The sequence below is a fragment of the Ignatzschineria sp. 22MB058224 genome, assembly GCF_058188435.1.
This window is the reverse complement of the sequence record NZ_CP187366.1, coordinates 1,810,001-1,835,572: the sequence shown is the minus strand read 5'-3', so window position 1 is coordinate 1,835,572 and position 25,572 is coordinate 1,810,001. Positions and strand designations below refer to the sequence as shown.

The following is a 25,572-nucleotide window of genomic DNA, read 5'->3' as shown; positions in this document are numbered from 1 at the left end:
ATAAGCAAAAAGCCCGTTTAAAAACGGGCTTTTATTATTATATTTGGTTGCGGGGGCTGGATTTGAACCAACGACCTTCGGGTTATGAGCCCGACGAGCTACCAGACTGCTCCACCCCGCGTCAATGAAGGAACAATTATATATATATTTCGGATAAAAGCAAATATTATTTTAAATTAATTTTTCTAAACTGATTTTCAAAGACAGATACACGTTGATAGACGATTTGTGAGATTTTACTCAATTCCCAAAAAGATCTAATTTTTTAAAATGTTATGTAATATATGCTATCAATTGTCGATTTAGATGGTTTACCAAAAGCCTCTATTAGATCAATTAGATCATAATAAAATTTCAAAAGTGTGTAGAATGTCTGCATATCAATAAAGTGTAAAGATCGAGAGAAGGAATTATGCCGGCAGGATTTTTAATGGCTATTGCGATCTGTTTGGAAGTTTTAGGAACAGTCTGCATGAAATTATCGAATGGGTTTACGGAAGTTATTCCCTCCATTTTAATGTTTGTCTTTTATGGGTTTGGATTTCTCGCGTTTGTTGCGTGTATCGCCCGAGTACAAATATCAATTGCCTATGCACTTTGGACAGCGATAGGAATGGTTGCAATATCAATTATCGATATCATCTTTTTTGATGCTCATCTTTCATCGATCAAGATACTCGCGTTTGTATTAATTAGTCTAGGTGTTATTGGGTTGACACTTGATTCCCAAAAGAAGGTGAAACATGATTGAAATTATCACTTTCTTCGATAGTATTAATGTTTGGGTTTTGCTTGTTTTTGCTATTTTTTGTAGTGCCTTTGCAACTACAAGCTTAAAATTTTTGGGAATTGGCCATTCAAAATGGTTTTTAGCCGGTGTTGTGGTGGGGTATGCGCTTTTTCTCTTTATTATTACTCTTGTAATGCGCCGGATTGATATGAGTATTGGTTATGCCGTCTGGGCAGGGCTTTCCACTGTATTAATGACATTATCAGGCGCGATTTTCTTTAAAGAGCGTTTAAATTTACAAAAAGTCATAAGTCTTGCATTGGTTGTTATTGGTGTTGTTGTACTGAACTTAGCAGATCATGGATTTTGATAGAGTATTAAATTCTAAAAAGCCGTAACAGCAACTTCAACTGTTACGGCTTTTTTTATCGATATTTAATGACTCATATCTATGCTATTTTATTTTTATTTCTTTAGAAAGTTGTCTTTCAACATGCGTATAAAGCTTTTGCCACTATCTTCACCAATCATTGATTTTGCACCATAAAGCGCCATATTGACGTAATTTTCTGATGTTGTATGCGGTGGAAAGATCAGTTCTAAGCGACTAGTATGAACATCTAAAATAGCAGGACCATCATGGGCGAGGAAGGTCTTTAAGGTAGCTTCAAGATCATGAGAATTTGTTACAAGGAATCCTTTAATGCCTATTGATTCTGCAACTTTTGAAAAGTCTGGATTTTGTAATTCTGTATAATTATTCACTAATCCTTCGGCTTTCATCTCTAATTCGACAAAATCGAGAGTGCCGTTATTTAAAATAATGATTTTAATTGGCAATTTTTCTTGCACAAGGGTTAATAGATCTCCCATTAACATTGTTAAACCACCATCGCCGGAGAGTGAGATCACTTGTCGATGAGGATATGCTTTTTGTAAACCGATCGCTTGCGGCATCGCATTCGCCATAGTGCCGTGTTTTAGGGAGATTAAAGTTCTTCGATCTCCAATGATTTCAAAATGGCGTAGTAACCAAACAGTCGCAGAACCACCATCAGCAGTAGCTATTGCGTCTTTATCGGCATATTTACTTAGTAATTCGACAAGGTATTGAGGATGAATAATCTCTGGATTGCCGGCAATCGCTTTTTGATCAAGTTTTGCCATTGTTTTTTGATACAGATCTCGATATTTTTGTAAAAAATGATTATCTGATTTTCGATTAAGATGGGGAAGCAGCGCGGTAATGCTCTCTTTAATATGTCCAACGACACCAAGTTCAATAGGGTGACGCAAGCCTAGTTTCTCTGGATCAATATCGATTTGAATGATTTTGGCATTTTTAGGGTAAAACTGTGACCATGCAAAATCAGCACCTAAAATTAAGAGTACATCGCAATGTTCAATCATTTCATAACCTGATTTTATGCCCATCATCCCGGTCATTCCAACATTGTACGGATTTTCTTTTTCAACAAAGTCCTTGGCGCGAGAGGTATGGGCGACCGGTGCCTGAAGCTTTTCTGCAAGGGCTATCAGCTCAGCATGGGCATTCTCACAACCTGCGCCGGCATAAATGCCTATATTGGTATGCTGATTGATAATGGTCGCAATTTTCTCAATTTCGCTATCTTGTGGGCAAATCAAGGAAGGGTGAGGGCGATAGAGTTGTACTGCCGGTGAATCAGGAACTTCTGTTGCACTCACATCGGAAGGAAGGATCAATACAGCAACACCATTTTTTGCAAGTGCCATTTGGCATGCGGTAATGGTCATCCGTTTTGCCTCTTGTGCATCGATGACTGTTTCGCAGTAGACGGAGCAAGCACTATATACTGGCTTATAATCGACCTCTTGCGGGAATCCTGTATTGAGTACAGATGTTGGTAGTTGACTGGCAATTAATACGACCGGAGAACCATTACGATGGCTCTCAAAAAGGCCATTAATAAAGTGAAGACTTCCAGGTCCGCAAGATCCGGCACAGGCTGTAAGATTTTTTGTCATAAAAGCCTCCGCGCCGGCGGCAAATCCCCCCACTTCCTCGTGGCGCACATGTACCCATTCGATATCGGTATGATAGTGCATGGCATTAGTAACTTCGTTAAGTGTGTCTCCGACCACGCCATAGCAGCGCTTTACGCCGAAGTTTTCGAGAGTTTCTACTACAATTTGAGCAACTTTTTTCTGAGACATTGATGATCCTCTTTTCTTAAAAAAGAAGCCCTTCGAAAAGGGCTTTTAAATATATTTAAATAGTGGTTATTTCTTTAGGAAGTTATCTTTTAGCATTTCAAAGAATGTATGACCTTCCCCTCCGAGTACTGCTTTTGCTCCATAAAGTGCCATGTTTTTATAGTTACTAAATTCGGTATGTGGCGGCCAGATAAGCTCTAAACGGCTAATATGAACATCTAATACCGCAGGTCCATCATGGGCTAAGAATGTTTTGACAATCTCTTCAAGGTCATGGGAATTTTTCACCGAAAATCCTTTCACACCTACGGCTTCGGCAACTTTTGCAAAGTCAGGATTTTGAAGATCGGTGTAGCTATTCATGATGCCTTCCGCTTTCATTTCTAACTCAACGAAATCAAGCGTTCCATTATTAAGGATAACGACTTTTAGTGGAATTTTTTCTTGAACAAGCGTTAACAGGTCACCCATTAACATTGTAAATCCACCATCGCCAGAGAGAGAAATCACTTGTCGATTGGGATAGGCTTTTTGTAACCCAATAGCTTGTGACATTGCATTCGCCATTGTGCCATGCTTCATAGAAAGGAGTGTTCGGCGTTCACCATTTGTACGGAAATGTCGAAGCGACCACGCCATCGCAGAACCTGTATCAGCTGCTAAAAGCGCATCTTTATCGGCATATTGACTGAGTAATTCAGTAAGATATTGTGGGTGAATAAGATCTTCTGCATCAGCGACAGCCTTTTTATCAAGAGTCGCAATGGCTTTTTCATGCATCTTGGTATAAGTATCTAAAAATTCAGATTGATGTCGTTCATGTATGGAAGGAAGAAGTGCTTGAAGCGTATCTTTTATATTGCCAATGACACCGAGTTCAATAGCATGACGTAAACCTAATTTTTTAGGATCCGTATCTACTTGGATAATCTTCGCTTTTTTCGGATAGAATTGTGACCAGGCAAAGTCAGCGCCAAGAATAATGAGCGTATCGCAGTTTTGAATCATCTCATAACCTGATTTAACGCCGAGCATTCCGGTCATTCCAACATTATAAGGATTATCCCATTCTACAAAATCTTTAGCGCGAGAAGTGTGTGCCATTGGTGCTTGTAGTTTTTTACAAAGCGCAATAACCTCATCGCGAGCACCTTCACAGCCTGCGCCGGCAAAAACGCCGATTTTCCCGCCGCTATTGAGTAATTCTGCTATCTTAAGAATTTCATCATTTTGCGGACGTAGAACGGGTTGTTTTGGTTGATATTGCTGTAATACGGGTTTATCTTCTACCTCAGTTGCACTGATATCAGAGGGAAGAATAACAACCGCAACGCCTTTCTCTGTTAACGCTGCTTGACAAGCACTCATCATAATGCGTTTTGCTTCTTCTGCATTGGTAACTGTTTCGCAAAAGACAGAACATGTTTTATAAATAGGGGTGTAATCAACTTCTTGAGGGAAGTTCGTACCTAAAACATTTGTAGGCAATTGGCTAGCGATTAGCACAACCGGTGAGCCATTACGATGGCTTTCAAATAGACCATTGATAAAGTGAAGGCTTCCCGGGCCACATGAACCTGCACATGCCGTGAGATTCTTAGTCATAAAGGCTTCTGCACCGGCGGCAAATCCACCTGCTTCTTCATGGCGCATATGCACCCATTCAATATTGCTATGGTAACGCATTGCATCAGTTACTTCGTTCAGTGTATCTCCGACAACGCCATAACAACGTTTAACACCAGCATTTTCCATTACTTCAACAACGATTTGAGCGACTTTTTTCTTAGACATTATCAATCATCCTTCTTTTTTATCAAAATGTTAATACCACTTTAGCATAATGTTTTTTACCTAAAAAAATGTTTTCTTAAATAAATGGAAAAATATTGATAAAAATAAGTTATAGATTTTTAAAAATCATAAATATTAAGCATTAATATTGTAAGGTGAATCGTGTTTTTATGGGTAATGAATTGAAATATAAGACAATAAAAAAGAGTCCTACTTCTAATAATAGAACTCTTTCTGAAATGGTCATTCGGAGGAAATGGCGTGCTATTTTTGATAGGATCGAATAGTTTCTACTAAAAAGGCTGCACCTAAAGGAATTATTTCATCATTAAAGTCATACGTACTATTATGAAGGCCAATAGAATGGTTTGCTTGCTCATCACCATTGCCAATAAAGAGATAGCAGCCGGGAACTTTTTCCAAGAAGAATGCGAAATCTTCGCTTGTCATTTGACGATCAATATCGAGAATAACATTCTCTTTACCTACTAAATCTTGGGCAACTTTAATCGCTCTTTCTGCTTCTTCCGGAGTATTTATGGTAACAGGGTGGCTGACAGGTCCGAGATTAAATGTTGCTTCCATGCTAAAAGCTTTTGCCATATTAATTGTTAAAGCTTCGATTTTTGCAATAATATCTTTTCGTACAGCCTCATTATGGGTGCGAATAGTCCCTGCCATATCTGCAAAGCCCGAAATAACATTTGTTGTTTCACCGCCGTGCATTTGAGTAATAGCAACCACAATCGGCGATGTCGGATCAATCGTGCGCGCAACTAGTCCTTGTATGCCTTGATAGATATGGGTTGCAACGAGAAGAGGGTCTTGCGTATGTTGCGGAAGCCCGGCATGTCCGCTTTTGCCTTTAATATGGATAAAAATTCGGTCGGAGCTTGCCATAATGCTGCCTGGTTTTATAGCAAACTTCCCAGCTTCGAGACTCGGCCAGTTATGCATTGCATAGATTGCATCGACGGGATACTTTTGTAATACATTTTCTTTTACTACAAGTGTTTCCGCACCACCGCGGCCTTCTTCTGCAGGTTGAAAGAATAGAACCGCAGTTCCTGCAAAATCACGGTTTTTCGCTAAATATTTAGCAGTCATCAATAGCATTGTGGTATGACCATCATGCCCACATGCATGCATTTTTCCATCATGTTTTGATTGATGAGCAAAGTCATTCATTTCAGTAACGGGAAGAGCATCCATATCAGCACGTAAGCCGATGAATTTTCCAGGGTGATTCCCTTTTATTGTGGCAATAGTCGCTGTTTTTGCAAAAGTTGTATCGATTGAATCAACGCCATAATCTTCAAGAAGTTCAATAATTTTCTTTTGAGTATTTATTTCTTCAAAGCCAAGTTCAGGGTATTGGTGAATTGAATGTCTAATTTCGCGTGCTTCATCTTGCCACGATTGTAAGACTTCAAGAGTGCTCATTTTAGTTCTCCATTGAGGGAAAAGAGGGGGGCTTCTGTTGTTTCTAGTTGATTAACGATAATCATCGTTACAAATTACAACTGCTTTTAGCGATATGCAAGTTTTATCATAAGGTATAAGTTTTTGAATTGTATATTAGTTTTATTTTCTATAATACTTTCTAGCTCAAAGCATATAGTTCTACGTTGTGTTATTGAGTAGAAAAGGATGTTTCACATGGAACATCCTTTCCGTTACAATACTTATTGGTTAATTGATTAGTGTTGCATAGCAATCACTTTCTTTGGTAAAAATCGCCATACTAAAAATGTTAGTAATGTGAGTAAACTGCCTGAGATAATCAGAACATAAAAATGCGCAAAGACAAAAGAGTCTTTTGCTGAAGTCACTAGGTTAATAGCCGCTTGTGAATCAGTAAGTTGTCCGGCAATAATAAAAGCTTGATTGATGGAACTAGAGGCAAGTTGAGCTTGCTCAGGTAACAATTCTACTGGGAGAGTAATGTGCGTTGTAAAAATGATTGTAAGCAACATCCCAAAAAAAACCACACCAAATCCTGCGCCTAATTCGTAGGCCATTCCCTCGATTGCACCTGCTGATGAGGATTTCTCTGGTGGTGCAGCCGACATAATTGCCGTTGTAGATGCTAAGAGTGCAATTCCAATACTTAATCCCAATAGAACCATAAATCCCCATGCAATATAGGTCTGGTCGATGATACTAGTAAATGCTAAGCCGAAAAAACTTAAGGCGCTAACGGCAATACCAATTGCTGCGACTGATCGTAGTCCGAAACGAGATACCAGCGATCCTGCAATCGGCCCACCTAAACCGCTTGCAAGCATGAGTGGCAACATAAAGAGTCCTGCTTTGAGTGGGGAAAACTTATAGACATATTGCAATTCTTGTGCCATAACAAATTCGAATCCCACTAAGCTAATCATTGCTGTAATCGCGATAATAACACCAATGGTTAAGGTACGTAATTTTAAGAGAGAAAAGTCAAACATCGGCATTTCTAATTTTAATTCACGTCGGACAAAAAAGAAGAGTACCGCTATGCCAATAACTGCCAATAGGATAGAAGTAACAATATTGGCATTCATTTTGACAAAGGATTTTAACGCATAGATTGTTAATAAAATTCCGCTGATAAAAATTAACGCTTTACCAATTTGCCATTTTTGTTGAGGATTTTCCCTTTGAGGAGGGATAATAATGAGAATGCCGATGAGCGCAGCGATAACAATCGGAATATTAATTAAGAAAACAGATCCCCAATAGAAGTATTGTAGAAGGTAACCACCTACAAGCGGACCAAGTGCTGCACCAGCAACCCCGATCGTTGTCCATAAGCCTAATGCTGTTGCGCGTTCAGTATCATCGGTAAATGTTTGCCGTACACCTGAGAGCGTTGCAGGTAAGATCATTGCCGCCCCTATCGCTAACGCTGCTCGGGCAATAATTAGCATCACTGCAGAGCTACTTAAAGCCGCAAAGAGTGATGAAAACCCAAAAATAATGAGTCCGGTAATTGCGAGTTTTTTATAACCAATGCGATCACCGAGAACGCCCATTGGAAGTAGTAATCCTGCCATCATTAATGAGTAGATATCGATAACCCATAAGAGCTCTGTTGCTGTTGCCGAGAGTTCAACCCCTAATGTGGGAACAGCAACGTGTAGAACAGTCGCATCAATAGACACAGGGAGATAAATTAATATAATGAGCCCTAAAATTTTCCATTTTTTAGGCATAAAGATCCTTTGTTAAATAGATGAATTATTATTCAATTTTTGATTTTATAAGGAAGTTAAAAAAGCGTCTATATTTTTTATATTTATCGAATCAATCGATTCGTAAAGGTTTTGGTATATCTGTCAAATATTCAAAATCGATAATGGGTTTCTTGTATAAAAAAGAAAAGAGAATCATGGATAAACCACAATTCTCTTTTCTGTGAGTTTAGCCCAGCTGTTACATTGAAAAAGAGCGATTAATAATTGGAATTGGTAATTTTTTGATATTAATAATTAAGATCGTTAATACAATAATAGCCCCGATGATATCGGTAACCATTTCTGGTACAACAAGCATTAATGCACCAATCGCGAGAATAATTCGCCCGATTACACTAAAGTTTGCCTTGAAGTAGCCTTCAACAGCAGCACTTAGAGCGATAATTCCGATAATAGAGGTAATCGTGATGCTGATCATATCGAAGATCGGTGGAATCGGGAATTCTGTCGCATTCATTGGTAAACCAGCAGTATCAATCATCAACATCGCTGGATTATAGACAAACATAAAGGGAACGATAAACCCAGCAACCGATAACTTAAGCGATTGCCAGCCTGTTTTCATTGGATCGCCGCCGGCAATTCCTGCTCCTGCAAACGACGCTAATGCAACGGGCGGGGTAATATTAGCAAAGAGTCCAAAGTAGAAAACAAAGAGATGGGCGACAATAACTGGAATACCAATATTTGCCAGTGCTGGCGCGGCAATTGTTGCTGTAATGATGTAAGCAGGAATAGAAGGTAATCCCATTCCAAGAATCATTGATGCTACCATTGTTAATAGAAGTGTTACTAAAAGCAAACCCTCGCCTTGTCCAGTAATAGAGCCAATTAGATCCGTTGCCGCAGAGGTTAAGCTTAACACTCCAATCACAATACCGATAACTGCACAAGCAGCCATAACCGATAGTGATTGACGAGCCCCATCTTCAAGCGCTTCTAAAATATTTTTAAAGCTCATGCGCGTTGTTTTACGGAACTGACTGACGACAATAGCGATCGCAATCGTATTAAAAGCGGCGTAGCTAATGGGCATATTATTTCCTAAGAAATAGACAAGCGCGACAATAGGTAGAAGCAGATGACCGCGTTCTTTGAGGACTTCTTTTACACGTGGAAGGTCAGCCTTAGGAATTCCTTTAAGATTATCTTTTCCTGCTCTAAAGTGAACTTGTGCAATAACTCCCAAGTAGTAGAGAAGTGCCGGGAAGAGCGCTGCAAGCGCAATGGTTCCGTAGGAAATTCCGGTCGTTTCCGCCATTATAAAGGCACTTGCTCCCATAATGGGTGGCAAAATTTGTCCGCCAACAGAGGCGCTTGCTTCGACTGCGCCAGCAAAGTTTTTACTATATCCGACACGTTTCATCATCGGAATGGTAAATACGCCTGTACCGACAACATTCCCAACGGCAGAGCCATTAATGCTGCCCATAAAGCCGCTTGCAACAACAGCGACTTTAGCAGGTCCACCCTGCTTATGGCCGGCAAGAGCTAATGCTAAATCATTAAAGAGCTGCCCCATTCCAGACTTATTCAAAAATGCTCCAAAGAGAATAAAGAGGAAAATAAAGGAAACAGATGCACCAACGGCTGATGAATAGAGTCCTTCCGTTGTAATGTAGAGATGACCAAAGATATCACTAAGATCAAATGGGCGCGTCTGTAATACGCGAGGTAAGAAACTTGCATCACTAAAAAATGGATAGGCGAGGAAGATCGCAGCTAATATAGGCAGAATCATTCCCATTACTCGGCGTGCAGCTTCCATTACTAAGATAATCGTTAAAATGGACATCGCAATATCGGTGCTATTGGCAATGCCTCCACGGATAGTCGCAATTGCTTGATATTGTGTGAAAAGATATCCTAGCGAGAGAAATGAAAGCGCGACTAAAATCCAATCATACCAAGCGATCTTATCGCGGCGTTGGTTTTTATAAGTTGGATAAATAAGAAAGACTAACGCAATTCCCACACTGACATGTGTTGCTCGGTAGAGCAATTCAGGCATGGGATTATAGGTTGTCCAGAGATGGAAAAGTGAATAAAAAATTGCAAAGCAAGAGATAAAGTAGCGTAAATTACGGCTACTCGGCGTTCTGACAATCGATTCACGATCAAATTTTTCAAGTAGCTGTTCGGTATCAGCAGGAATGGTCTCTGCAATATGATATTTAGCAGATTCGTTACGGCTCATGACATTTCCTTATGGACAAAAGTTGCCAAAGATTGATTTTTAGGGGGCGAATCTCTACCGGAGTGTAGCGATCTACATATTGATAGATCGGAAAATTCTCACCTGTTTCGTGAGTAATGGTGGAGCGAACATCATGATCGACGACCCAATTAATTGTATTAACAGGTTGGTTGATACGGTAGTGAATCATACCATCTTGTGAAGGTAGAACTTCACCATCATGGGGAACACCGGCACCAAAGGTCTTAAAAAGGGTCTCGGTTAAGAGAAGGCCGGAAGGTGTTAAGCGATAATGCTCAATCCACGGTGTTTTATCAACGGAATGGATCCACGAAAGTGAAAATTGGCTGCCCGATAATTTGCATTGCTGCTCGGAATAATGGACAGTAATCACTTTTGATGGAATCATCATCCCCATGAGAAGAAGTGAGAAGAGTGCTAAGAGAAGCCCCTTCTCAATCCAATGGTAGTTATGGCTTTTGCTGCTCATCGTAGTATCTCTTCGCACCGGGATGGAGCGGAGCCACTAAGCCTTTTTTCGCATTTTCAAGCGTAATCCCTTTTGCTGCCTGATGAGCATTTGCGAGATTATCAAGATTTTCAAAGAATGTCTTGGTTAACTTATAAACATCTTCATCACTCATATCCTTACGAACAACTAATGCATTGACGATGATCGCTGTTGGAATCGGTGAATCATTATTATAAGTGCCGGCAGGAATCTCTGATGAGATAAAGTAAGCTTGATCTTTTGAGATCTCATCGACCATCGGCTTACGGATCTCTACAAGTTGAAGGTCAAATCCTTGCTCTAATTCCATAATAGATGCATTGGGTAATCCACTTGTTAAAACCGCCGCATCAATCTTGCCTCCGCGAAGCGCATCCACAGCTTCTGCAAAACCTAAATAATCCACTTTTAAATCATCATAAGTGATGCCGTGACCATTCAAGAGTGCTCGTGCGTTGAGTTCTGTACCAGAGTTTAGGTCGCCCACTGCAACACGTTTGCCACGAAGATCATCCATTGTTTTAATTCCGGATTTTTTCGAGGTCACAATCTGTACATAGTTCGGATAGAGTGCGGCAACTTGGACAACATTATCTACCTTTTGGGGAAATGAACCTATACCTTCAACTGCTTGACTCAGCACATCACTCATCGTGAGCGCCATCTCTACTTTCCCTTGATTAACAAGATTCACGTTTTGCACCGATGCGCCGGTTGTCTGAGACTTTGAGTTAACGCCGTATGTTTTGTTATAAATCTGCCCAAGGGTTGTTCCGATAATATTGTACGGTCCAGAAGATCCCCCGGTTGCGATTGTCACAAAACGAGTATCGAGTTTATCTGCTTGTTGAGCGGTTGATTTATCATCATCACTACATGCAACCAATAATGATGCAAATGTGGTGATTAGGAGCAATTTCTTCAATTTTAAGATTGCACGCATGATCTATTCCTCCAAATAGTGTTTTTTAAAAGCGTCGGCTTTAAAGCCGCGCGGTAATTTTTATAGTTTTCTTTTAGTAGTTATATACAATAGCATGCAACATGTCGATATTATATTTTTTAAATGAAACGGCGAGTTGTTGTAAATTTGTTAAATTAAGGTTGAAAATAGACCGAAAAGACTCAAGACGTGTATACTGAAAGCTCTTCGGTAGCTAAATGAATTTGAAACAATTATGCGGTTAAACTCTTATGAAGTGATGCCAGCTTTGCGAAAGCATACGGCCAATATAGCAGCACTGTTAGTCGCAGGTGATGAACCCTATTTAACTATTCATCTAATGGATCAGGTGCGCCATTTTTATCGTGAAATAGGATTTAAAGAGCGAATTCTCTTTGAGGTTGATGGTAAATTCAATTGGGATCAATTTATTGAGGAAACTCAATCGCTCTCACTCTTCTCTGAGCAAAAAATTATTGAACTACGCTTCAATAGTTTACCAGATCGAAAAGCACAGGCAGCTTTGGAAAAGTATTTCTCAAATCCGATTCCTGAACTCTTTCTCTTAATCTCGACACCACAATTAAAGTCGGCGCAACAAAAAGCAAAATGGGTTGCAAGTATTGATAAAGTAGGCGTTGTTTCATTTCTCTATCCTCCGCGTGTGCATGAGTATCCGGGATGGATTTTTAATGAAGCGAAACAGCGTAACGTTCATTTACAAAAAGATGCTGTTGACCTCCTTGCCCAAAATAATGAGGGTAATCTTTTCTCCGTTATTCAAGAATTGGATTATTTAGCGCTTTATTATGGTGAGGAAGCGATTTCAGCAGAGGCTTTGAAAGATGCGTTAACGCAAAGTTCGAAGTTCATTGCTTTTGATTTAAGCGATGCGATTTTGGAAGGAGATATTGTTCGAATTGATCGAATTATAAGGGCTTTTGAAGAAGAAGGTGATGCGCCGACATTGGTCAACTTTCTTTTACAAAAAGAGATTACAACACTCGGAGAGATGCTGTTTGAGCTTAATGAGGGGAAGAACCTTCAGCAAGTACTTTCAAAAGTATGGCGTAATAAACAACCACTTTATCAACAAGCATTAGGACGAATCTCTTTGCGTTCATGGCGTAATATTATGAAGATGGTTGTGCAGATTGATCATGCGATTAAAGGGCAGATTAAGGAAAATCCATGGAATGCTATTCGGCGTGTAGCCTTTGCACTTTCAGGAAAACGGCTGCTCTCCTTAAGTGCAATACCCGTGGTAAAATAGCTCTAGTTCACAACAGCAATGCTGTTAAAATATTATTAATAATCAAAATATATCAAAAAGTTATGAATGAACAGCCGGATCAATTAAAATCATTGCTTGAAGCTATTTTAATGGCCTCAGAAGTACCGCTTTCTCTCAAGGAAATTCTCATGATTTTAGAAGGAGAGGAGTATGGGGAGAGCGATATTATTCGTGCACTTTTTGAATTAGAGGCGCACTATCGAGCTGTTCAAGGTGGCATTGAATTAGTTGAAGTGGCATCGGGTTGGCGATTTCAGATTCCAGAACGATTTGCCCCATGGGTTGGTAAACTCTTCGAAGCAAAACAGCAACGATACAGTGCGGCATTTTTTGAAACGCTCGCATTAATCGTTTACCAACAGCCGATTACACGGGGTGATATTGAAGCTGTGCGCGGTGTTGCGGTAAATAGTAATATTATTAAAACCCTTGAAGATCGAGAATGGATCAAAGTTGTCGGTCGTAAAGAATCCCCAGGTCGCCCGATGTTATATGCGACAACAGAACAGTTTTTGGATGATTTTAATTTAAAATCATTAAAAGAATTACCAGCATTACCTGAATTAGAAGCGCTCTTTAGTGAAATGACAGGCTCAGAAGAGGCAGAGTTAACGATATAACTCTATCGAGCATTTTGCTTTAGATATTTCTAACCGATTAATCATTTTTTGATGAGATTGTATGTTTAGACCTTTACCACTCTTTATCGGCTTACGCTACACCGCCGCTAAACGAAAAAACAACTTTATCTCCTTTATCTCCTTTGTCTCTATCGGTGGCATAGCACTGGGTGTTATGACCATGATTGTGGTGCTATCGGTGATGAATGGATTTCAGAAAGAAGTCGCAGAGCGTAGTATTTCAATGGCCTTTCATAATCGAATTCTTAATGAGCGGCAAGGCTATATTGAAAATTGGCAAGCATTATTACCGATCACAGATCAACAAGAGAATGTGGTCGGAAGCGCCCCCTATATTGAAGGGCAAGGATTAGTGAATTCTTCAGGACTAATGTTACCGGTACAAGTTTATGGAGTTGATGCGCAATATGAACCAAAAGTCTCACCACTCGCTGAATCGATTACGGTACTTGATCCCTTAACTAGGCAACTTACCGCAGGCACTTTTGATGTATTAAATAGCACGCCATTTGGGGTGATGATTAGTCGTGATATGGCGAATCGGTTAGGGGTAAATATTGGTGATTATATATCGCTAATCACATCTGATATCAATGTTACAGTCGCGGGAGCTGCCCCACGAATGAAAAAATTACAGATTGTTGGGCTATTTCATGCCGGAATCTATGAATACGATATTAGTAATATTTTTATGAGTATGAAGGATGCCGGTATTCTCTATCGAGTACCCAAAGGAGCCGTTACCGGTATTCGCTTAAAGTTGGAAGATCCAATGAAAGCGCGTGAAACGGGATATTACTTACAGATCAATCCTGCGCTGACACAAGATTATTCAGTCTATACTTGGGTTAATCAATTTGCTGCACTTTTTAAGATGATCGAGATTGAGAAAATCTCAATGTTTTTAATTATGAGTCTTATTGTTGCAGTCGCAGTTTTTAATGTTGTTTCGATGTTAGTCATGGTCGTTACAGAAAAACGCTCTGAAATTGCTATTTTAAGAACATTGGGGATGCCGCCGCGTAAAATTATGGCTATATTTATGGTGCAAGGAACGTTTATCGGATTCTTCGGCGCTGTAATTGGGATTATTTTAGGTTTACTGATTGCTCTTAATGTAGCGGATATTGTCCGTTGGATCGAGCATCTTGTTGGTAAAACACTTTTTGAACCAAGTGTCTATCCCATTTCAGAAATCCCATCGATTGTGCTCTTTTCAGATGTAGCAACAATCGCTGGTATCGCCTTTATTTTAGCCAGTGTTGCAACACTCTATCCTGCATGGAAAGCATCTAGAACTCAGCCAGCAGAGGCCTTACGTTATGAATAAACAACTTGTACTTGATGTGCAGAATATCTCTAAAACCTTCATTGATCAGAAAGAAGAGATCGAGATTTTCAAAAATCTTAGCTTTCAAATTTTCCAAGGTGATCGTATAGCTATTGTGGGCTCTTCAGGTGCAGGGAAAAGCACCTTAATGCATATTATATCGGGGCTTGATAAACCAACTTCCGGTGATATCTACCTTGATGGCCACCATTTTAATCATGAATCAGAAGCCAAACGGGGTTATCTCCGTAATCAATATTTAGGCTTTATCTATCAGTTCCATCATCTATTACCAGAATTTTCGGCTCTTGATAATGTTGCATTGCCGCTTATTATTGGAGGGGGTGATATTCAAAAAGCCCGTGGTGAGGCGGAATCTCTTCTTAAACGTGTGGGACTAGGTCATCGCTTAAGTCATCGGCCAGGGAAACTTTCAGGCGGTGAACGTCAGCGTGTAGCAATTGCACGTGCCTTAGTAACAAAGCCTGCTGCAGTTTTGGCTGATGAGCCAACAGGGAATCTCGATGAAGATAATGCTCATGCGATTTTTGACCTAATGTGTGAGATTAATGATGAAGTTGGCACAGCTTTAATTGTGGTAACACATGATATGTCGCTAGCGCAGAAGATGGATCAATGTTGGCAACTGAAAGATCTGAAGATCCATCCTTTAAATATGCAGTCAGAATAAATAGGAGATATCGAAGATGGATTGGCTAATGCAGTTTATGGATATCTTCCTTCATGTCGATCTCTATTTAGAGCAGATCGTTGATAACTACGGTTACTGGATTTACGCAATACTCATTCTTGTTGTTTTCTGTGAAACGGGTTTAGTGGTGACGCCGTTTCTTCCTGGGGATTCGCTCCTCTTTGCCGCGGGGGCATTGGCCGCGATGGGATTATTAAATATTTGGGTTTTATGGGGGACTCTTCTTGTGGCTGCAATACTAGGCGATGCCGTAAATTATCAAGTTGGAAAGCATCTTGGCGTAAAGCCATTTAAGGAAGATGCGAAAATTTTCAAGCTTAAATATCTCCGAAAAACTGAAGAATTTTACGAACGTCATGGAGGGAAAACGATTATTCTTGCACGTTTTATCCCTATCGTCCGAACGTTTGCTCCGTTTGTAGCTGGTGCAAGTCAGATGTGTTATCGACGCTTTGGTTTTTACAACATTGCGGGGGCACTTATTTGGACGATCTCTATGTTGTTTGCGGGATACTTTTTTGGCACAGTTCCAGTCGTTAAAGAGAATTTTTCTTTAGTGGTTATAGGCATTGTTTTTGTCTCCGCTTTGCCCATAGGTATTGAAATTTTGAAGAGTTTAATTACAAAATATCGAAATAAAGTTGCAGTAAAGGGCGAGAAAGAATAAACTTTCCGCTAAATTAATATTTACATCATTACCATTTTCTCTATTTTGTAAGCGAAACGCTGTTTAAGGAAATGCGGGGCAAGATGCCCAATACCCACAAAGACTCGAATCTATTACATTCTAAAATCTATTTAGAAGCTATTTTTATACTTATTACAATAATCAATCTATGAATCTAACAGAATTAAAACAGAAGACGGCTCAAGAGCTAGTCGATATTGCTGAATCGCTCGATATTCAAGGTTTAATGCGAGCAAAAAAACATGAACTTATTTTTGCGATCTTGCAAGCACAAGCAGAAAAAGGGGGAGAGATCATCGGCGATGGTGTTCTTGAGGTTCTCAATGACGGGTATGGCTTCCTTCGTGGTGTTGATAGCTCGTTTCTTGCAGGGCCCGATGATGTCTATATTAGTCCTTCGCAAATACGCCGTTTTAATCTTCGGACCGGGGACACTGTTTCTGGCGTAATCCGTGCACCCAAAGATAATGAAAAATATTTTGCACTAGTAAAAGTAAATGAGATTAACTACGAGCCGGTTAATAAAAATCGCCGTAAAATTGCTTTTGAAAACTTAACGCCGATTCATCCTGATGAGGCTCTAAAGATGGAGCTTGGGAATGGTTCTAGCGAAGATATTACTGCTCGAATGATCGATATTGTTGCACCGATTGGTAAAGGGCAGCGAAGCATGATTGTAGCGCCACCGAAGGCTGGTAAAACAATTATGATGCAAAATATCGCACAATCGATAGCAATTAATCATCCCGAAGCATATTTAATTGTTCTTCTTATCGATGAGCGTCCGGAAGAAGTTACGGAGATGCAGCGCTTGGTAAAAGGAGATGTTGTTGCATCAACCTTTGATGAACCAGCGCTTCGACATGTACAAGTGGCAGAAATGGTGATTGAGAAGGCGCGTCGTTTAGTGGAGCATGGACGTGATGTAGTTATCTTGCTTGATTCAATGACCCGTTTAGCGCGCGCGTATAATACGGTTGTTCCTTCTTCAGGTAAAGTACTTTCGGGCGGGGTTGATGCCAATGCGCTCCATCGTCCAAAACGTTTCTTTGGCGCGGCGCGGAATATTGAAAATGGCGGAAGCTTAACAATTATCGCAACCGCAATGATAGATACAGGTTCGAAAATGGATGAAGTGATCTTTGAAGAGTTCAAGGGAACCGGTAACTCCGAAATTCAACTTGATCGTCGTATTGCTGAGAAACGTATTTTCCCAGCGATTAATGTGAACCGTTCTGGAACACGTCGCGAAGAGCTGTTGATGAGTTCTGAGGATCTACAAAAAATGTGGATTTTACGTAAACTTATTCATCCAATGGATGAGATTGAAGCGGCAGAGTTTATGCTTGAACGAATGAAAGATACCAAAACTAATGCGGAATTTTTCCAAATGATGAAAGGTTAAGAATCAGTAACCTATCCCAAAAACTTGCAAAGAGCGGGGGTTTGCAGTAAAATCCTCGTCTTGATTATTTTTTAATGCAAGATACTTGGGATTGACGAATCTTAAGTGCATTTTAAATAGGCTAAATAACATTAATTAATGGATAAATAACTATGTCAAAACAAAATGAAATCAATTATCGCCCAGTTGTATTCCAAGATGCATCAAGCGATTTTGCAATTTTAACTCGTTCAACAATTGCAACGAAAGATACAATCAAATGGGAAGATGGTAATGAATACCCATTAGTGCGTATGGAAGTTACATCTGCATCTCACCCATTCTTTACAGGTCAACAAAATATTCTTGACGCTGAAGGTCGTGTTGATCGCTTCCGTAAAAAATACGGTCGTTAATCAATATTGTGAACAGATTCAGATTTGTTACAGAAAAAGCATCTCATATGAGATGCTTTTTTTTTGATTTTTTACCCAGAACATCCTTATGTGTGTTCAATGAGAATGAATAGATGTCATGTTAAAGAATATTATTCAAAAACTATTTTTCAAAATTGATCCTGAAAAATCCCATCAACTTGCATTTATTGGGATTCGCTTATTAAGTAAAAACCGTTGGTTACGTAAGATGTTCCTTGGAGAACAGACCGTTTTAGATGATCCTCGTCTTAAACGGAAGGTTTTTGGATTGACCTTTAAACACCCAGTAGGATTAGCTGCCGGATTTGATAAAGATGCAAAAATTTATCAAGAGCTCGGTGATCTTGGCTTCGCTTTTGTAGAAATCGGTACCGTAACGCCTAAAGGACAACCCGGAAATCCTAAAAAACGGCTTTTTCGATTAATAGAAGACTCCGCCATTATCAATCGAATGGGATTTAATAATGATGGCGTAGAAGCGGCTAAAATTCGTTTAATGAAGCGTAAGCATCAATTAATAATCGGGGGTAATATTGGTAAGAATAAAGTCACACCTAATGAATCGGCTGTTGATGATTACCTCGCCTGTTTTGATGTGCTATTTGATGTGGTGGATTATTTTGTGGTGAATGTGAGTTCGCCTAATACGCCAAATCTGCGAGCACTACAAGAGAAAGGTCCTTTGTTGCATTTATTAAATAGCTTACAGAATAGAAATCAACAGCAATCATCACCGAAACCTATTTTGTTAAAAATAGCACCGGATCTTTCGGAATCACAGTTGATTGAAATTATCGAGATTATCCGTGAATCTCATATCGACGGTATTATCGCAACGAATACCACAATTGATCGACAGGGACTATGCTCGACAGATAAAGCTGAAGCTGGTGGCTTAAGCGGAGCCCCTTTAACGAAACGTTCACTCGAAGTTATCCGTTTTTTAGCAAGCGAGAGTCATGGTGAAATTCCGATTATCGGAGTGGGTGGAATTATGAATGCAGAAGATGCGCTTGATAAATTGGATGCGGGCGCATCCTTAGTCCAGTTATATACAGGTTTTATTTATCAAGGTCCTGTCTTGATTGAAGAAATTAACCGTAAGATCTTGTCTCGATTAGAAAAATGAATCAGCTCATTAAGTAGCATGCTATTTTAAATTCCAATTTTATGTACTAAGATGGTTGGATTACATTATTTATCTCAAGTTTGAGTTTTTTAAAATTAGCATGGGTGAAAGTACTTCTTTGGGAGTGCATAAACCTAGCGGAGGATAGTAGTATGAGTAATAAAGATACTGTTACATTTGTTAATAACAGAACTGGCCATCAAGCAGATTTCCCGATTTTGGATTCTGTCTACGGTAACTCAGTAATTGATATCGCAAAATTAAATAAAGAGATGTCGATGTTCAGTTATGATCCTGGTTACGTTTCTACAGCAAGCTGTGAAAGCGCAATTACCTATCTTGATGGTGAAAAAGGAGAGCTTTTATACCGTGGTTATCCAATTGAGCAATTAGCCGCAAAAAAAGATTATCTTGATGTTGCTTATCTTCTTTGGAATGGCGATCTACCAAATGAATCTCAATCGAAAGAGTTTAAAGAGATCATCATGACCCACTCTCTAATGCATGAGAATATGAAAGGATTCCTTCAGGGATTTAGATATGATTCTCATCCAATGGCAATGTTAGTAGGCTCGGTTGCCTCAATGGCAGGCTTTTACCATGATAAAATGAATATTTTTGATCCTGAACATCGCATGATTATTGCGCATCGTTTAATCTCAAAAATGCCAACGATTGCGGCTGCTTGCTATAAGCATGGAAAAGGGCAACCAATCCGTTATCCACGTAATGATCTCTCCTATGCTGGAAACTTTTTACAGATGATGTTCTCAACACCATGTTCAGACTATGAAGTCGATCCGGTAGCCGAGAAAGCAATTGATGTTCTTTTCACGCTTCATGCAGACCATGAGCAAAACGCATCAACGTCAACTGTTCGTTTAGCGGGCTCTTCGGGTGCTGATCCATTTACAGCGATTGCATCAGGTATTGCTTCATTATGGGGGCCATCGCATGGTGGTGCAAATGAGGCGGTATTAGTAATGCTTGAAGAGATCGGTGATGTAAGCAATATCGATAAATTTGTGGCAAAAGCGAAAGATAAAAATGATCCATTCCGCTTAATGGGTTTTGGTCATCGTGTTTACAAAAATTTTGATCCTCGTGCACGCATTATTAAAGGTATCGCAGATCAAGTTTTAGCGAAATACGGTAATGATCCATTAATGGAGATTGCCGTGAAACTTGAAGAGATCGCATTAAAAGACGAGTACTTCGTTGAGCGTAAACTCTATCCAAATGTAGACTTCTATTCAGGTATTATTTACAAAGCGTTAGGCATTCCAGTGGAAATGTTTACCCCAATGTTTGCAATTGCGCGTACAAGTGGTTGGATTAGTCATTGGGCTGAGATGATCGCGGATCCAAACATGAAGATCGGTCGTCCCCGTCAACGTTATATCGGTCCAAAAATTCGTGATGTGAAATAAGTTTTTCAGATGTCAATTTGATATTTCGTAAAGAACAATAAATAATAGAAGGTGTAGTTATTTTGTAGCTACACCTTCTGCTTTTATACAATAATATTTTTGGAGAGATTTTATGACAGCAATTAACTCTATTATCGCAAGAGAAATTCTGGACTCACGTGGCAATCCAACAGTTTGGGTTAAGGTTACTTTAGATTCTGGTATTTCTGGTGAAGCCGCTGTTCCGAGTGGTGCATCAACCGGTGCGAAAGAGGCAGTTGAGTTACGTGATGGTGATAAAAAACGTTACGGGGGCAAAGGTGTTCTTAAAGCTTGCGAAAATGTTAATGGCCCAATTTTTAAAGCCCTTAAAGGGATGGATGTTGAGAAGCAGAAAGAGATTGATGAGTTGTTAATTAAACTTGATGGTACAGAAAATAAATCTAACCTCGGTGCTAATGCACTATTAGGTGTCTCGTTGGCAGTTGCACATGCGGCAGCTAATGAGAAAGGCATCCCGCTTTATCAGTATCTTGCTCAGCGTGATCAATATATATTACCTGTTCCAATGATGAACATCTTAAATGGTGGGGCACATGCCGATAACTCTGTGGATGTGCAAGAGTTCATGATTCTCCCTGTTGGTGCGCCGACCTTTGCAGAAGCAATTCGTTGTGGTGCAGAAGTTTTTCATGAGCTTCGTACAGTATTGACTGAGAAAGGTTTAGCAACAGGTGTGGGTGATGAAGGTGGTTTTGCACCAAATCTTGGCTCAAACGAAGAGGCGCTTGAAGTGATCATGACTGCGATTAAGCGTGCAGGTTATGAGCCAGGTAAAGATGTATTTTTAGGTTTAGATATTGCCGCCTCTGAGTTCTATAAAGATGGTAAATATATTTTAGAATCTGAAAATAAATCCTTTACATCAGAAGAATTTGCCGCTTTCCTTGAAGATTGGGTGAATCGTTATCCAATTATCACGATTGAAGATGGTATGGATGAAGAAGATTGGAAAGGTTGGGATATTCTTACAAAACGCATAGGCGATCGCGTTCAAATCGTTGGGGATGACCTTTTTGTTACAAATACAAAAATCCTTGAAAGAGGTATTAAAGCAGGGGTTGCAAACTCAATTCTTATTAAACCTAATCAAATTGGTACGCTGACAGAGACAATTAATGCCATTAATATGGCAGATGATGCAAACTACACTGCCGTTGTTTCACATCGTTCAGGTGAAACAGAAGATACAACAATTGCAGATATTGCGGCAGCGACTGTTGCGACACAAATTAAGACGGGTTCACTCTGTCGTTCTGATCGCGTTGCAAAATATAATCGCCTTATCTGCATTGAGGCAGAATTGGGTGATAAAGCTAAATATGCAGGGAAAAAAGCATTTAAAGCAGTTAAATTTTAATTTGTAAATGTGATGTAGTCATTATGGAGGTGCATTACTTAATTCAATAATGCACTTTTATAAAGCGTATTATTAAAACAAATTTGAATTAGGACTAATATAGTACTATATTAGTCCTATATTTATTTTAGAGAGTAAAATTTTGAGAATTACCCGAGAAACTGATTATGCCATTTTAGTGCTAACGCAACTTGCAACACATGAAGAGCGTATGAGCGCATCGGTGCTTGCAGAAATTTGTAACCTAAATGTATCGCTTGTAGGAAAGGTATTAAAGTTACTTGTAAAAGCGGAGCTCTTGACATCCACTCGAGGGGTGTATGGTGGCTATCAATTACAGAAATCACCTGAAGAGATCACACTTTTAAATGTAATCGAAGCGATAGAAGGTCCTGTGGCGATGAATGCTTGTAATGATCTCGTGAATCCTTGTGATAAAACCCACGATTGTAATTTAGCACCCCACTGGCGTGTGATTAATCGTAAGCTGTATGAAAGCTTTTCGGAAGTAACTCTTAAATCTCTCCTCGGTTCGCCGAGTGACCTTAAGACAGAAATTCGTATCCAAGGTCCTTTATAACCCTTTTATTTAAATGACGATTATAAAAAATATGACAGCAGAAATCACAGAAAAAGATAGAATCGAGGCACTCACTAGTGAAGAGTATAAGTATGGCTTCACGACCGATATTGAGCAGACAACATTACCGCCGGGATTGAATGAAGATGTTATTCGTCAGATCTCCAAGATTAAAAATGAACCAGACTGGTTGTTAGAATATCGTTTAACAGCTTACCGCGCCTGGCTCGAAATGGAATCGCCAGATTGGGCACATTTAGAAATTGACCCAATAGATTATCAAGCGATCTCTTACTACTCGGCGCCAAAATCAGCGCAAGATGGCCCTAAGAGTCTCGATGAGGTCGATCCAGAGCTTCTTTATACCTACGAGCGTTTAGGGATTCCGTTAGAAGAGCAAAAAATCTTGGCAGGTGTCGCAGTTGATGCGGTATTTGATTCTGTATCTGTTGCAACCTCGTACAAAGGCCGCTTACTTGAGCAGGGTATTATTTTTTGTTCATTTAGTGAGGCTGTGCAAGAGTATCCAGAATTGGTCAAAGAGCATCTAGGTTCAGTTGTTCCGCATGATGATAATTATTTCGCAGCGCTCAATGCTGCGGTATTTACGGATGGCTCATTTGTTTATATTCCGAAGGGTACGCGTTGCCCGATGGAGTTATCGACCTATTTCCGTATTAATGCTTCGAATACAGGGCAATTTGAACGTACCTTGATTGTTGCTGATGAAGGGAGTTATGTTTCATACCTTGAAGGTTGTACAGCACCACAACGTGATGAAAACCAGCTACATGCTGCGGTTGTTGAGTTAGTTGCAAAAGAGAAGGCAACGATTAAATACTCAACTGTTCAAAACTGGTATCCCGGCGATGAAAATGGTGCTGGTGGTATCTATAACTTTGTGACAAAACGCGGTATTTGTGAAGGTTTTCAATCGAAAATAACTTGGACACAAGTGGAGACAGGTTCAGCAATTACATGGAAATATCCAAGCTGTATCCTTAAAGGTGATGAATCAGTGGGTGAGTTCTATTCTGTTGCACTTGTGAAAGATCGTCAGCAAGCAGATACAGGTACCAAAATGATCCATTTAGGGAAAAATACTCGCTCGACTATTATTTCCAAAGGGATCTCCGCTGGTTATTCAGAAAACTCATACCGAGGACTCGTGCGTATTAGTCCAAATGCCACAGGTTCACATAACTATTCACAATGTGATTCACTCTTGATGGGTGATAAGTGTGGCGCGCATACATTCCCCTATATTGATGTTCGCAATGCAAGTTCAAAAGTAGAGCATGAAGCCTCTACCTCTAAAATTTCAGAGGAGCAGCTTTTCTATTGCCAGCAGCGAGGTCTTTCAGAAGAAGATGCAATCAACCTTATCGTGAATGGTTACTGTAAAGAGATATTTGATGAACTTCCAATGGAATTCGCGGTTGAAGCACAGCGCCTGATTGAACTACGCCTTGAAGGCAGTGTAGGTTAATACAATTGATTGAATATGCAGTGGCTTATTCAAATGCACAAAATTACAAAAAATAAATGAGAGTAGAAAATATGTTAAGCATTAAAGATTTACATGTAGAAGTAGATGGTAATGAGATTCTAAAAGGGGTTACTCTTGATATCGAAGCAGGCAAAGTTCATGCAATCATGGGGCCTAATGGTTCAGGAAAAAGTACATTAGCGAATGTAATTGTTGGAAAAGAAGGGTATGAGATTACCCAAGGCGACATCCTCTTTGAAGGCAAAAGCATTTTGGAACTTGATCCCGATGAGCGCGCGCAATTAGGAATTTTCTTAGGTTTTCAATATCCTGCAGAGCTTCCAGGTGTGAATAATCATTACTTCCTTCGGAGTGCTTTGAATGCGATTCGCCGTTCTAAAGGAGAAGAAGAAGTTGATGCATTAGAGTTCTATGAATTTCTTCAAGAGAAGATGAAAACTGTGAAGATGGATGCATCTTTCTTAAAGCGCGCAGTGAATACAGGTTTCTCCGGCGGTGAGAAGAAACGTAATGAGATTTTACAGATGCTTGTTCTAGAACCAAAATTTGCGGTTCTTGATGAGACAGACTCCGGTCTTGATATTGATGCACTTCGTGTGATTTCTGAAGGTATTAATTCTTTGCGTGATAGTGGCCGTGGATTTCTACTCATTACTCATTACCAACGCCTTTTAGATTATGTTCAACCAGATGTTGTACATGTTATGACAGATGGAAAAATTGTTCGTAGCGGTGGAAAAGAGTTAGCGCTTGAGCTTGAAAAAGAAGGTTATGTTGCATACCGCGGTGAAGAAGCGGGTGGAACACGCATTCATAAATAAGGAGAACTCAATGCTAACAAATTATAAAGAAAATGCTCGTAGAGAGCGTTTTAAAGATACGCCGCTTCGTAAGCTCTTCTCCGTTGATTGGAAAGCGCCTGTTTCACGTGAAACCTCTGCGCCGATTAATGAGACATTACCAGAAGATGCCGTAATCTTACCTATCTACAATGGAATGGTGCAGGATCGTTGGATTAAAGATCACTCTTTACCGAATAATCTTTTAGTAAGAGCGACGAGTAATCTTTTAGAAATTCGCGTAGTAGAAAAGAGTGATATTGAGAAACCAGTCGTCATCTATCATTTTTCAGATGCGACAGATGGTGAAAAGATTCAAGTTGATTTTGATATCGTTGTAACAGTTGAAAAAGGAGCTAATGCCTCTTTGATGCTGGTAGAAGCTGGAAATGGTACATACTTGAATGTCGGTAGAGTGAATGTTGAGATTGCTGAAAATGCGAAAGTAGAGTTTATTCGTGCAGGGATCAATGCTGATTCTGCATCATCTCTTTTTAATTTCCGTTCTGAGCAATCGGAAAAAAGCCATTTTCATTATATGAGTTATCAGGCAACGGGGGATTTAACTCGCTCAGATATTCATCTA

Annotated in this window: 23 protein-coding genes and 1 tRNA gene (1 of these 24 running past the window's edge); 16 read left to right on the top strand and 8 right to left on the bottom strand. The window is 39.7% G+C overall.

The annotated features are described in order from the left end of the window. Positions 1–44: 44 nt before the first annotated feature. Positions 45–121: transfer RNA gene (locus tag ACPF7B_RS08000), tRNA-Met, on the bottom strand. 291 nt (positions 122–412) lie between these two features. Between ACPF7B_RS08000 and ACPF7B_RS07995 the strand changes: the two genes are divergently transcribed. Continuing rightward, positions 413–751, top strand: coding sequence for a DMT family transporter (locus tag ACPF7B_RS07995; RefSeq protein ID WP_490505286.1), 339 nt, complete (start codon positions 413–415; stop codon positions 749–751). Continuing rightward, complete coding sequence (locus ACPF7B_RS07990) at positions 744–1,100, top strand: DMT family transporter (RefSeq protein WP_490505285.1); 357 nt, start codon at positions 744–746, stop codon at positions 1,098–1,100. The genes ACPF7B_RS07995 and ACPF7B_RS07990 overlap by 8 nt, the downstream gene beginning before the upstream one ends. Before the next feature lie 95 nt (positions 1,101–1,195). Here the strand turns inward: ACPF7B_RS07990 and ACPF7B_RS07985 are convergent, their stop codons facing one another. From ACPF7B_RS07985 to ACPF7B_RS07955, 7 genes are all read right to left on the bottom strand, one after another. Next, on the bottom strand, positions 1,196–2,926 hold the full coding sequence (locus tag ACPF7B_RS07985; RefSeq protein ID WP_490505284.1) for a thiamine pyrophosphate-dependent enzyme: 1,731 nt from the start codon (positions 2,924–2,926) through the stop codon (positions 1,196–1,198). Between the two features lie 66 nt (positions 2,927–2,992). Further along, positions 2,993–4,720 (bottom strand): thiamine pyrophosphate-dependent enzyme, encoded by a 1,728-nt coding sequence (locus ACPF7B_RS07980; RefSeq protein WP_490505283.1) that lies wholly within the window; start codon positions 4,718–4,720, stop codon positions 2,993–2,995. 264 nt (positions 4,721–4,984) lie between these two features. After that, entirely contained in the window at positions 4,985–6,163 is a 1,179-nt protein-coding gene (locus ACPF7B_RS07975; RefSeq protein WP_490505282.1) for an amidohydrolase, read from the bottom strand. Positions 6,164–6,420: 257 nt separating this feature from the next. Beyond that, on the bottom strand, positions 6,421–7,920 hold the full coding sequence (locus ACPF7B_RS07970; protein ID WP_490505281.1) for an MFS transporter: 1,500 nt from the start codon (positions 7,918–7,920) through the stop codon (positions 6,421–6,423). A gap of 220 nt (positions 7,921–8,140) precedes the next feature. Next, positions 8,141–10,159 carry a TRAP transporter permease gene (locus tag ACPF7B_RS07965; protein WP_490505280.1) on the bottom strand — a complete coding sequence of 673 codons (2,019 nt, stop codon included), beginning with the start codon at positions 10,157–10,159 and terminating at the stop codon, positions 8,141–8,143. Continuing rightward, a complete protein-coding gene (locus ACPF7B_RS07960; protein ID WP_490505279.1) occupies positions 10,149–10,649 on the bottom strand; it encodes a DUF1850 domain-containing protein in 501 nt (166 codons plus the stop codon). Before ACPF7B_RS07960 ends, ACPF7B_RS07965 begins: the two co-directional genes overlap by 11 nt. Beyond that, positions 10,630–11,604, bottom strand: coding sequence for a TAXI family TRAP transporter solute-binding subunit (locus tag ACPF7B_RS07955; RefSeq protein WP_490506518.1), 975 nt, complete (start codon positions 11,602–11,604; stop codon positions 10,630–10,632). The genes ACPF7B_RS07960 and ACPF7B_RS07955 overlap by 20 nt, the downstream gene beginning before the upstream one ends. A gap of 244 nt (positions 11,605–11,848) precedes the next feature. On the opposite strand from ACPF7B_RS07955, the gene holA reads away from it, so the two are divergent. The 14 genes from holA to ACPF7B_RS07885 form a co-directional block, all read left to right on the top strand. Beyond that, positions 11,849–12,886 carry a DNA polymerase III subunit delta gene (holA, locus tag ACPF7B_RS07950; RefSeq protein WP_490505278.1) on the top strand — a complete coding sequence of 346 codons (1,038 nt, stop codon included), beginning with the start codon at positions 11,849–11,851 and terminating at the stop codon, positions 12,884–12,886. Between the two features lie 62 nt (positions 12,887–12,948). After that, complete coding sequence (gene scpB, locus ACPF7B_RS07945; RefSeq protein WP_490505277.1) at positions 12,949–13,527, top strand: SMC-Scp complex subunit ScpB; 579 nt, start codon at positions 12,949–12,951, stop codon at positions 13,525–13,527. Between the two features lie 61 nt (positions 13,528–13,588). Continuing rightward, positions 13,589–14,878, top strand: coding sequence for a lipoprotein-releasing ABC transporter permease subunit (locus ACPF7B_RS07940; protein ID WP_490505276.1), 1,290 nt, complete (start codon positions 13,589–13,591; stop codon positions 14,876–14,878). After that, complete coding sequence (gene lolD, locus ACPF7B_RS07935; protein ID WP_490505275.1) at positions 14,871–15,569, top strand: lipoprotein-releasing ABC transporter ATP-binding protein LolD; 699 nt, start codon at positions 14,871–14,873, stop codon at positions 15,567–15,569. The genes ACPF7B_RS07940 and lolD overlap by 8 nt, the downstream gene beginning before the upstream one ends. A 16-nt stretch (positions 15,570–15,585) precedes the next feature. Then, positions 15,586–16,257, top strand: a complete 672-nt coding sequence (locus tag ACPF7B_RS07930; RefSeq protein WP_490505274.1) for a DedA family protein — start codon at positions 15,586–15,588, stop codon at positions 16,255–16,257. Positions 16,258–16,426: 169 nt separating this feature from the next. Further along, positions 16,427–17,683: a transcription termination factor Rho gene (gene rho / locus ACPF7B_RS07925; protein ID WP_490505273.1), complete on the top strand. Its 1,257-nt coding sequence runs from the start codon at positions 16,427–16,429 to the stop codon at positions 17,681–17,683. Between the two features lie 152 nt (positions 17,684–17,835). Then, a complete protein-coding gene (locus tag ACPF7B_RS07920; protein WP_490505272.1) occupies positions 17,836–18,078 on the top strand; it encodes a type B 50S ribosomal protein L31 in 243 nt (80 codons plus the stop codon). 118 nt (positions 18,079–18,196) lie between these two features. Continuing rightward, a complete protein-coding gene (locus ACPF7B_RS07915) occupies positions 18,197–19,228 on the top strand; it encodes a quinone-dependent dihydroorotate dehydrogenase (RefSeq protein ID WP_490505271.1) in 1,032 nt (343 codons plus the stop codon). Between the two features lie 152 nt (positions 19,229–19,380). Further along, positions 19,381–20,658, top strand: a complete 1,278-nt coding sequence (locus ACPF7B_RS07910) for a citrate synthase (protein ID WP_490505270.1) — start codon at positions 19,381–19,383, stop codon at positions 20,656–20,658. Positions 20,659–20,770: 112 nt separating this feature from the next. Beyond that, positions 20,771–22,057 (top strand): phosphopyruvate hydratase, encoded by a 1,287-nt coding sequence (gene eno / locus ACPF7B_RS07905; protein WP_490505269.1) that lies wholly within the window; start codon positions 20,771–20,773, stop codon positions 22,055–22,057. Between the two features lie 142 nt (positions 22,058–22,199). Continuing rightward, positions 22,200–22,637, top strand: a complete 438-nt coding sequence (locus ACPF7B_RS07900) for an SUF system Fe-S cluster assembly regulator (RefSeq protein ID WP_490505268.1) — start codon at positions 22,200–22,202, stop codon at positions 22,635–22,637. 31 nt (positions 22,638–22,668) lie between these two features. After that, on the top strand, positions 22,669–24,126 hold the full coding sequence (gene sufB, locus ACPF7B_RS07895) for a Fe-S cluster assembly protein SufB (protein WP_490505267.1): 1,458 nt from the start codon (positions 22,669–22,671) through the stop codon (positions 24,124–24,126). A gap of 71 nt (positions 24,127–24,197) precedes the next feature. Next, on the top strand, positions 24,198–24,968 hold the full coding sequence (gene sufC, locus ACPF7B_RS07890; RefSeq protein ID WP_490505266.1) for a Fe-S cluster assembly ATPase SufC: 771 nt from the start codon (positions 24,198–24,200) through the stop codon (positions 24,966–24,968). A 10-nt stretch (positions 24,969–24,978) separates the two neighbouring features. Further along, on the top strand, positions 24,979–25,572 hold the 5' portion of the coding sequence (locus tag ACPF7B_RS07885; RefSeq protein WP_490505265.1) for a SufB/SufD family protein. Its footprint extends 492 nt past the window's final position; only the first 594 of its 1,086 coding nucleotides appear in the window; it begins with the start codon at positions 24,979–24,981; its stop codon lies off the right edge, out of view.

Excerpts from the sequence above, each read along its gene's own strand:
- ACPF7B_RS07910 (WP_490505270.1), top strand. The coding sequence starts at position 19,381 with ATGAGTAATAAAGATACTGTTACATTTGTTAATAACAGAACTGGCCAT.
- ACPF7B_RS07990 (WP_490505285.1), top strand. The coding sequence starts at position 744 with ATGATTGAAATTATCACTTTCTTCGATAGTATTAATGTTTGGGTTTTG.
- ACPF7B_RS07985 (WP_490505284.1), bottom strand. The coding sequence starts at position 2,926 with ATGTCTCAGAAAAAAGTTGCTCAAATTGTAGTAGAAACTCTCGAAAAC.
- ACPF7B_RS07920 (WP_490505272.1), top strand. The coding sequence starts at position 17,836 with ATGTCAAAACAAAATGAAATCAATTATCGCCCAGTTGTATTCCAAGAT.
- ACPF7B_RS07970 (WP_490505281.1), bottom strand. The coding sequence starts at position 7,920 with ATGCCTAAAAAATGGAAAATTTTAGGGCTCATTATATTAATTTATCTC.
- ACPF7B_RS07975 (WP_490505282.1), bottom strand. The coding sequence starts at position 6,163 with ATGAGCACTCTTGAAGTCTTACAATCGTGGCAAGATGAAGCACGCGAA.
- ACPF7B_RS07980 (WP_490505283.1), bottom strand. The coding sequence starts at position 4,720 with ATGTCTAAGAAAAAAGTCGCTCAAATCGTTGTTGAAGTAATGGAAAAT.
- ACPF7B_RS07965 (WP_490505280.1), bottom strand. The coding sequence starts at position 10,159 with ATGAGCCGTAACGAATCTGCTAAATATCATATTGCAGAGACCATTCCT.
- scpB (WP_490505277.1), top strand. The coding sequence starts at position 12,949 with ATGAATGAACAGCCGGATCAATTAAAATCATTGCTTGAAGCTATTTTA.
- ACPF7B_RS07940 (WP_490505276.1), top strand. The coding sequence starts at position 13,589 with ATGTTTAGACCTTTACCACTCTTTATCGGCTTACGCTACACCGCCGCT.
- ACPF7B_RS07960 (WP_490505279.1), bottom strand. The coding sequence starts at position 10,649 with ATGAGCAGCAAAAGCCATAACTACCATTGGATTGAGAAGGGGCTTCTC.
- ACPF7B_RS07995 (WP_490505286.1), top strand. The coding sequence starts at position 413 with ATGCCGGCAGGATTTTTAATGGCTATTGCGATCTGTTTGGAAGTTTTA.
- rho (WP_490505273.1), top strand. The coding sequence starts at position 16,427 with ATGAATCTAACAGAATTAAAACAGAAGACGGCTCAAGAGCTAGTCGAT.
- holA (WP_490505278.1), top strand. The coding sequence starts at position 11,849 with ATGCGGTTAAACTCTTATGAAGTGATGCCAGCTTTGCGAAAGCATACG.
- ACPF7B_RS07930 (WP_490505274.1), top strand. The coding sequence starts at position 15,586 with ATGGATTGGCTAATGCAGTTTATGGATATCTTCCTTCATGTCGATCTC.
- lolD (WP_490505275.1), top strand. The coding sequence starts at position 14,871 with ATGAATAAACAACTTGTACTTGATGTGCAGAATATCTCTAAAACCTTC.
- sufC (WP_490505266.1), top strand. The coding sequence starts at position 24,198 with ATGTTAAGCATTAAAGATTTACATGTAGAAGTAGATGGTAATGAGATT.
- eno (WP_490505269.1), top strand. The coding sequence starts at position 20,771 with ATGACAGCAATTAACTCTATTATCGCAAGAGAAATTCTGGACTCACGT.
- ACPF7B_RS07915 (WP_490505271.1), top strand. The coding sequence starts at position 18,197 with ATGTTAAAGAATATTATTCAAAAACTATTTTTCAAAATTGATCCTGAA.
- sufB (WP_490505267.1), top strand. The coding sequence starts at position 22,669 with ATGACAGCAGAAATCACAGAAAAAGATAGAATCGAGGCACTCACTAGT.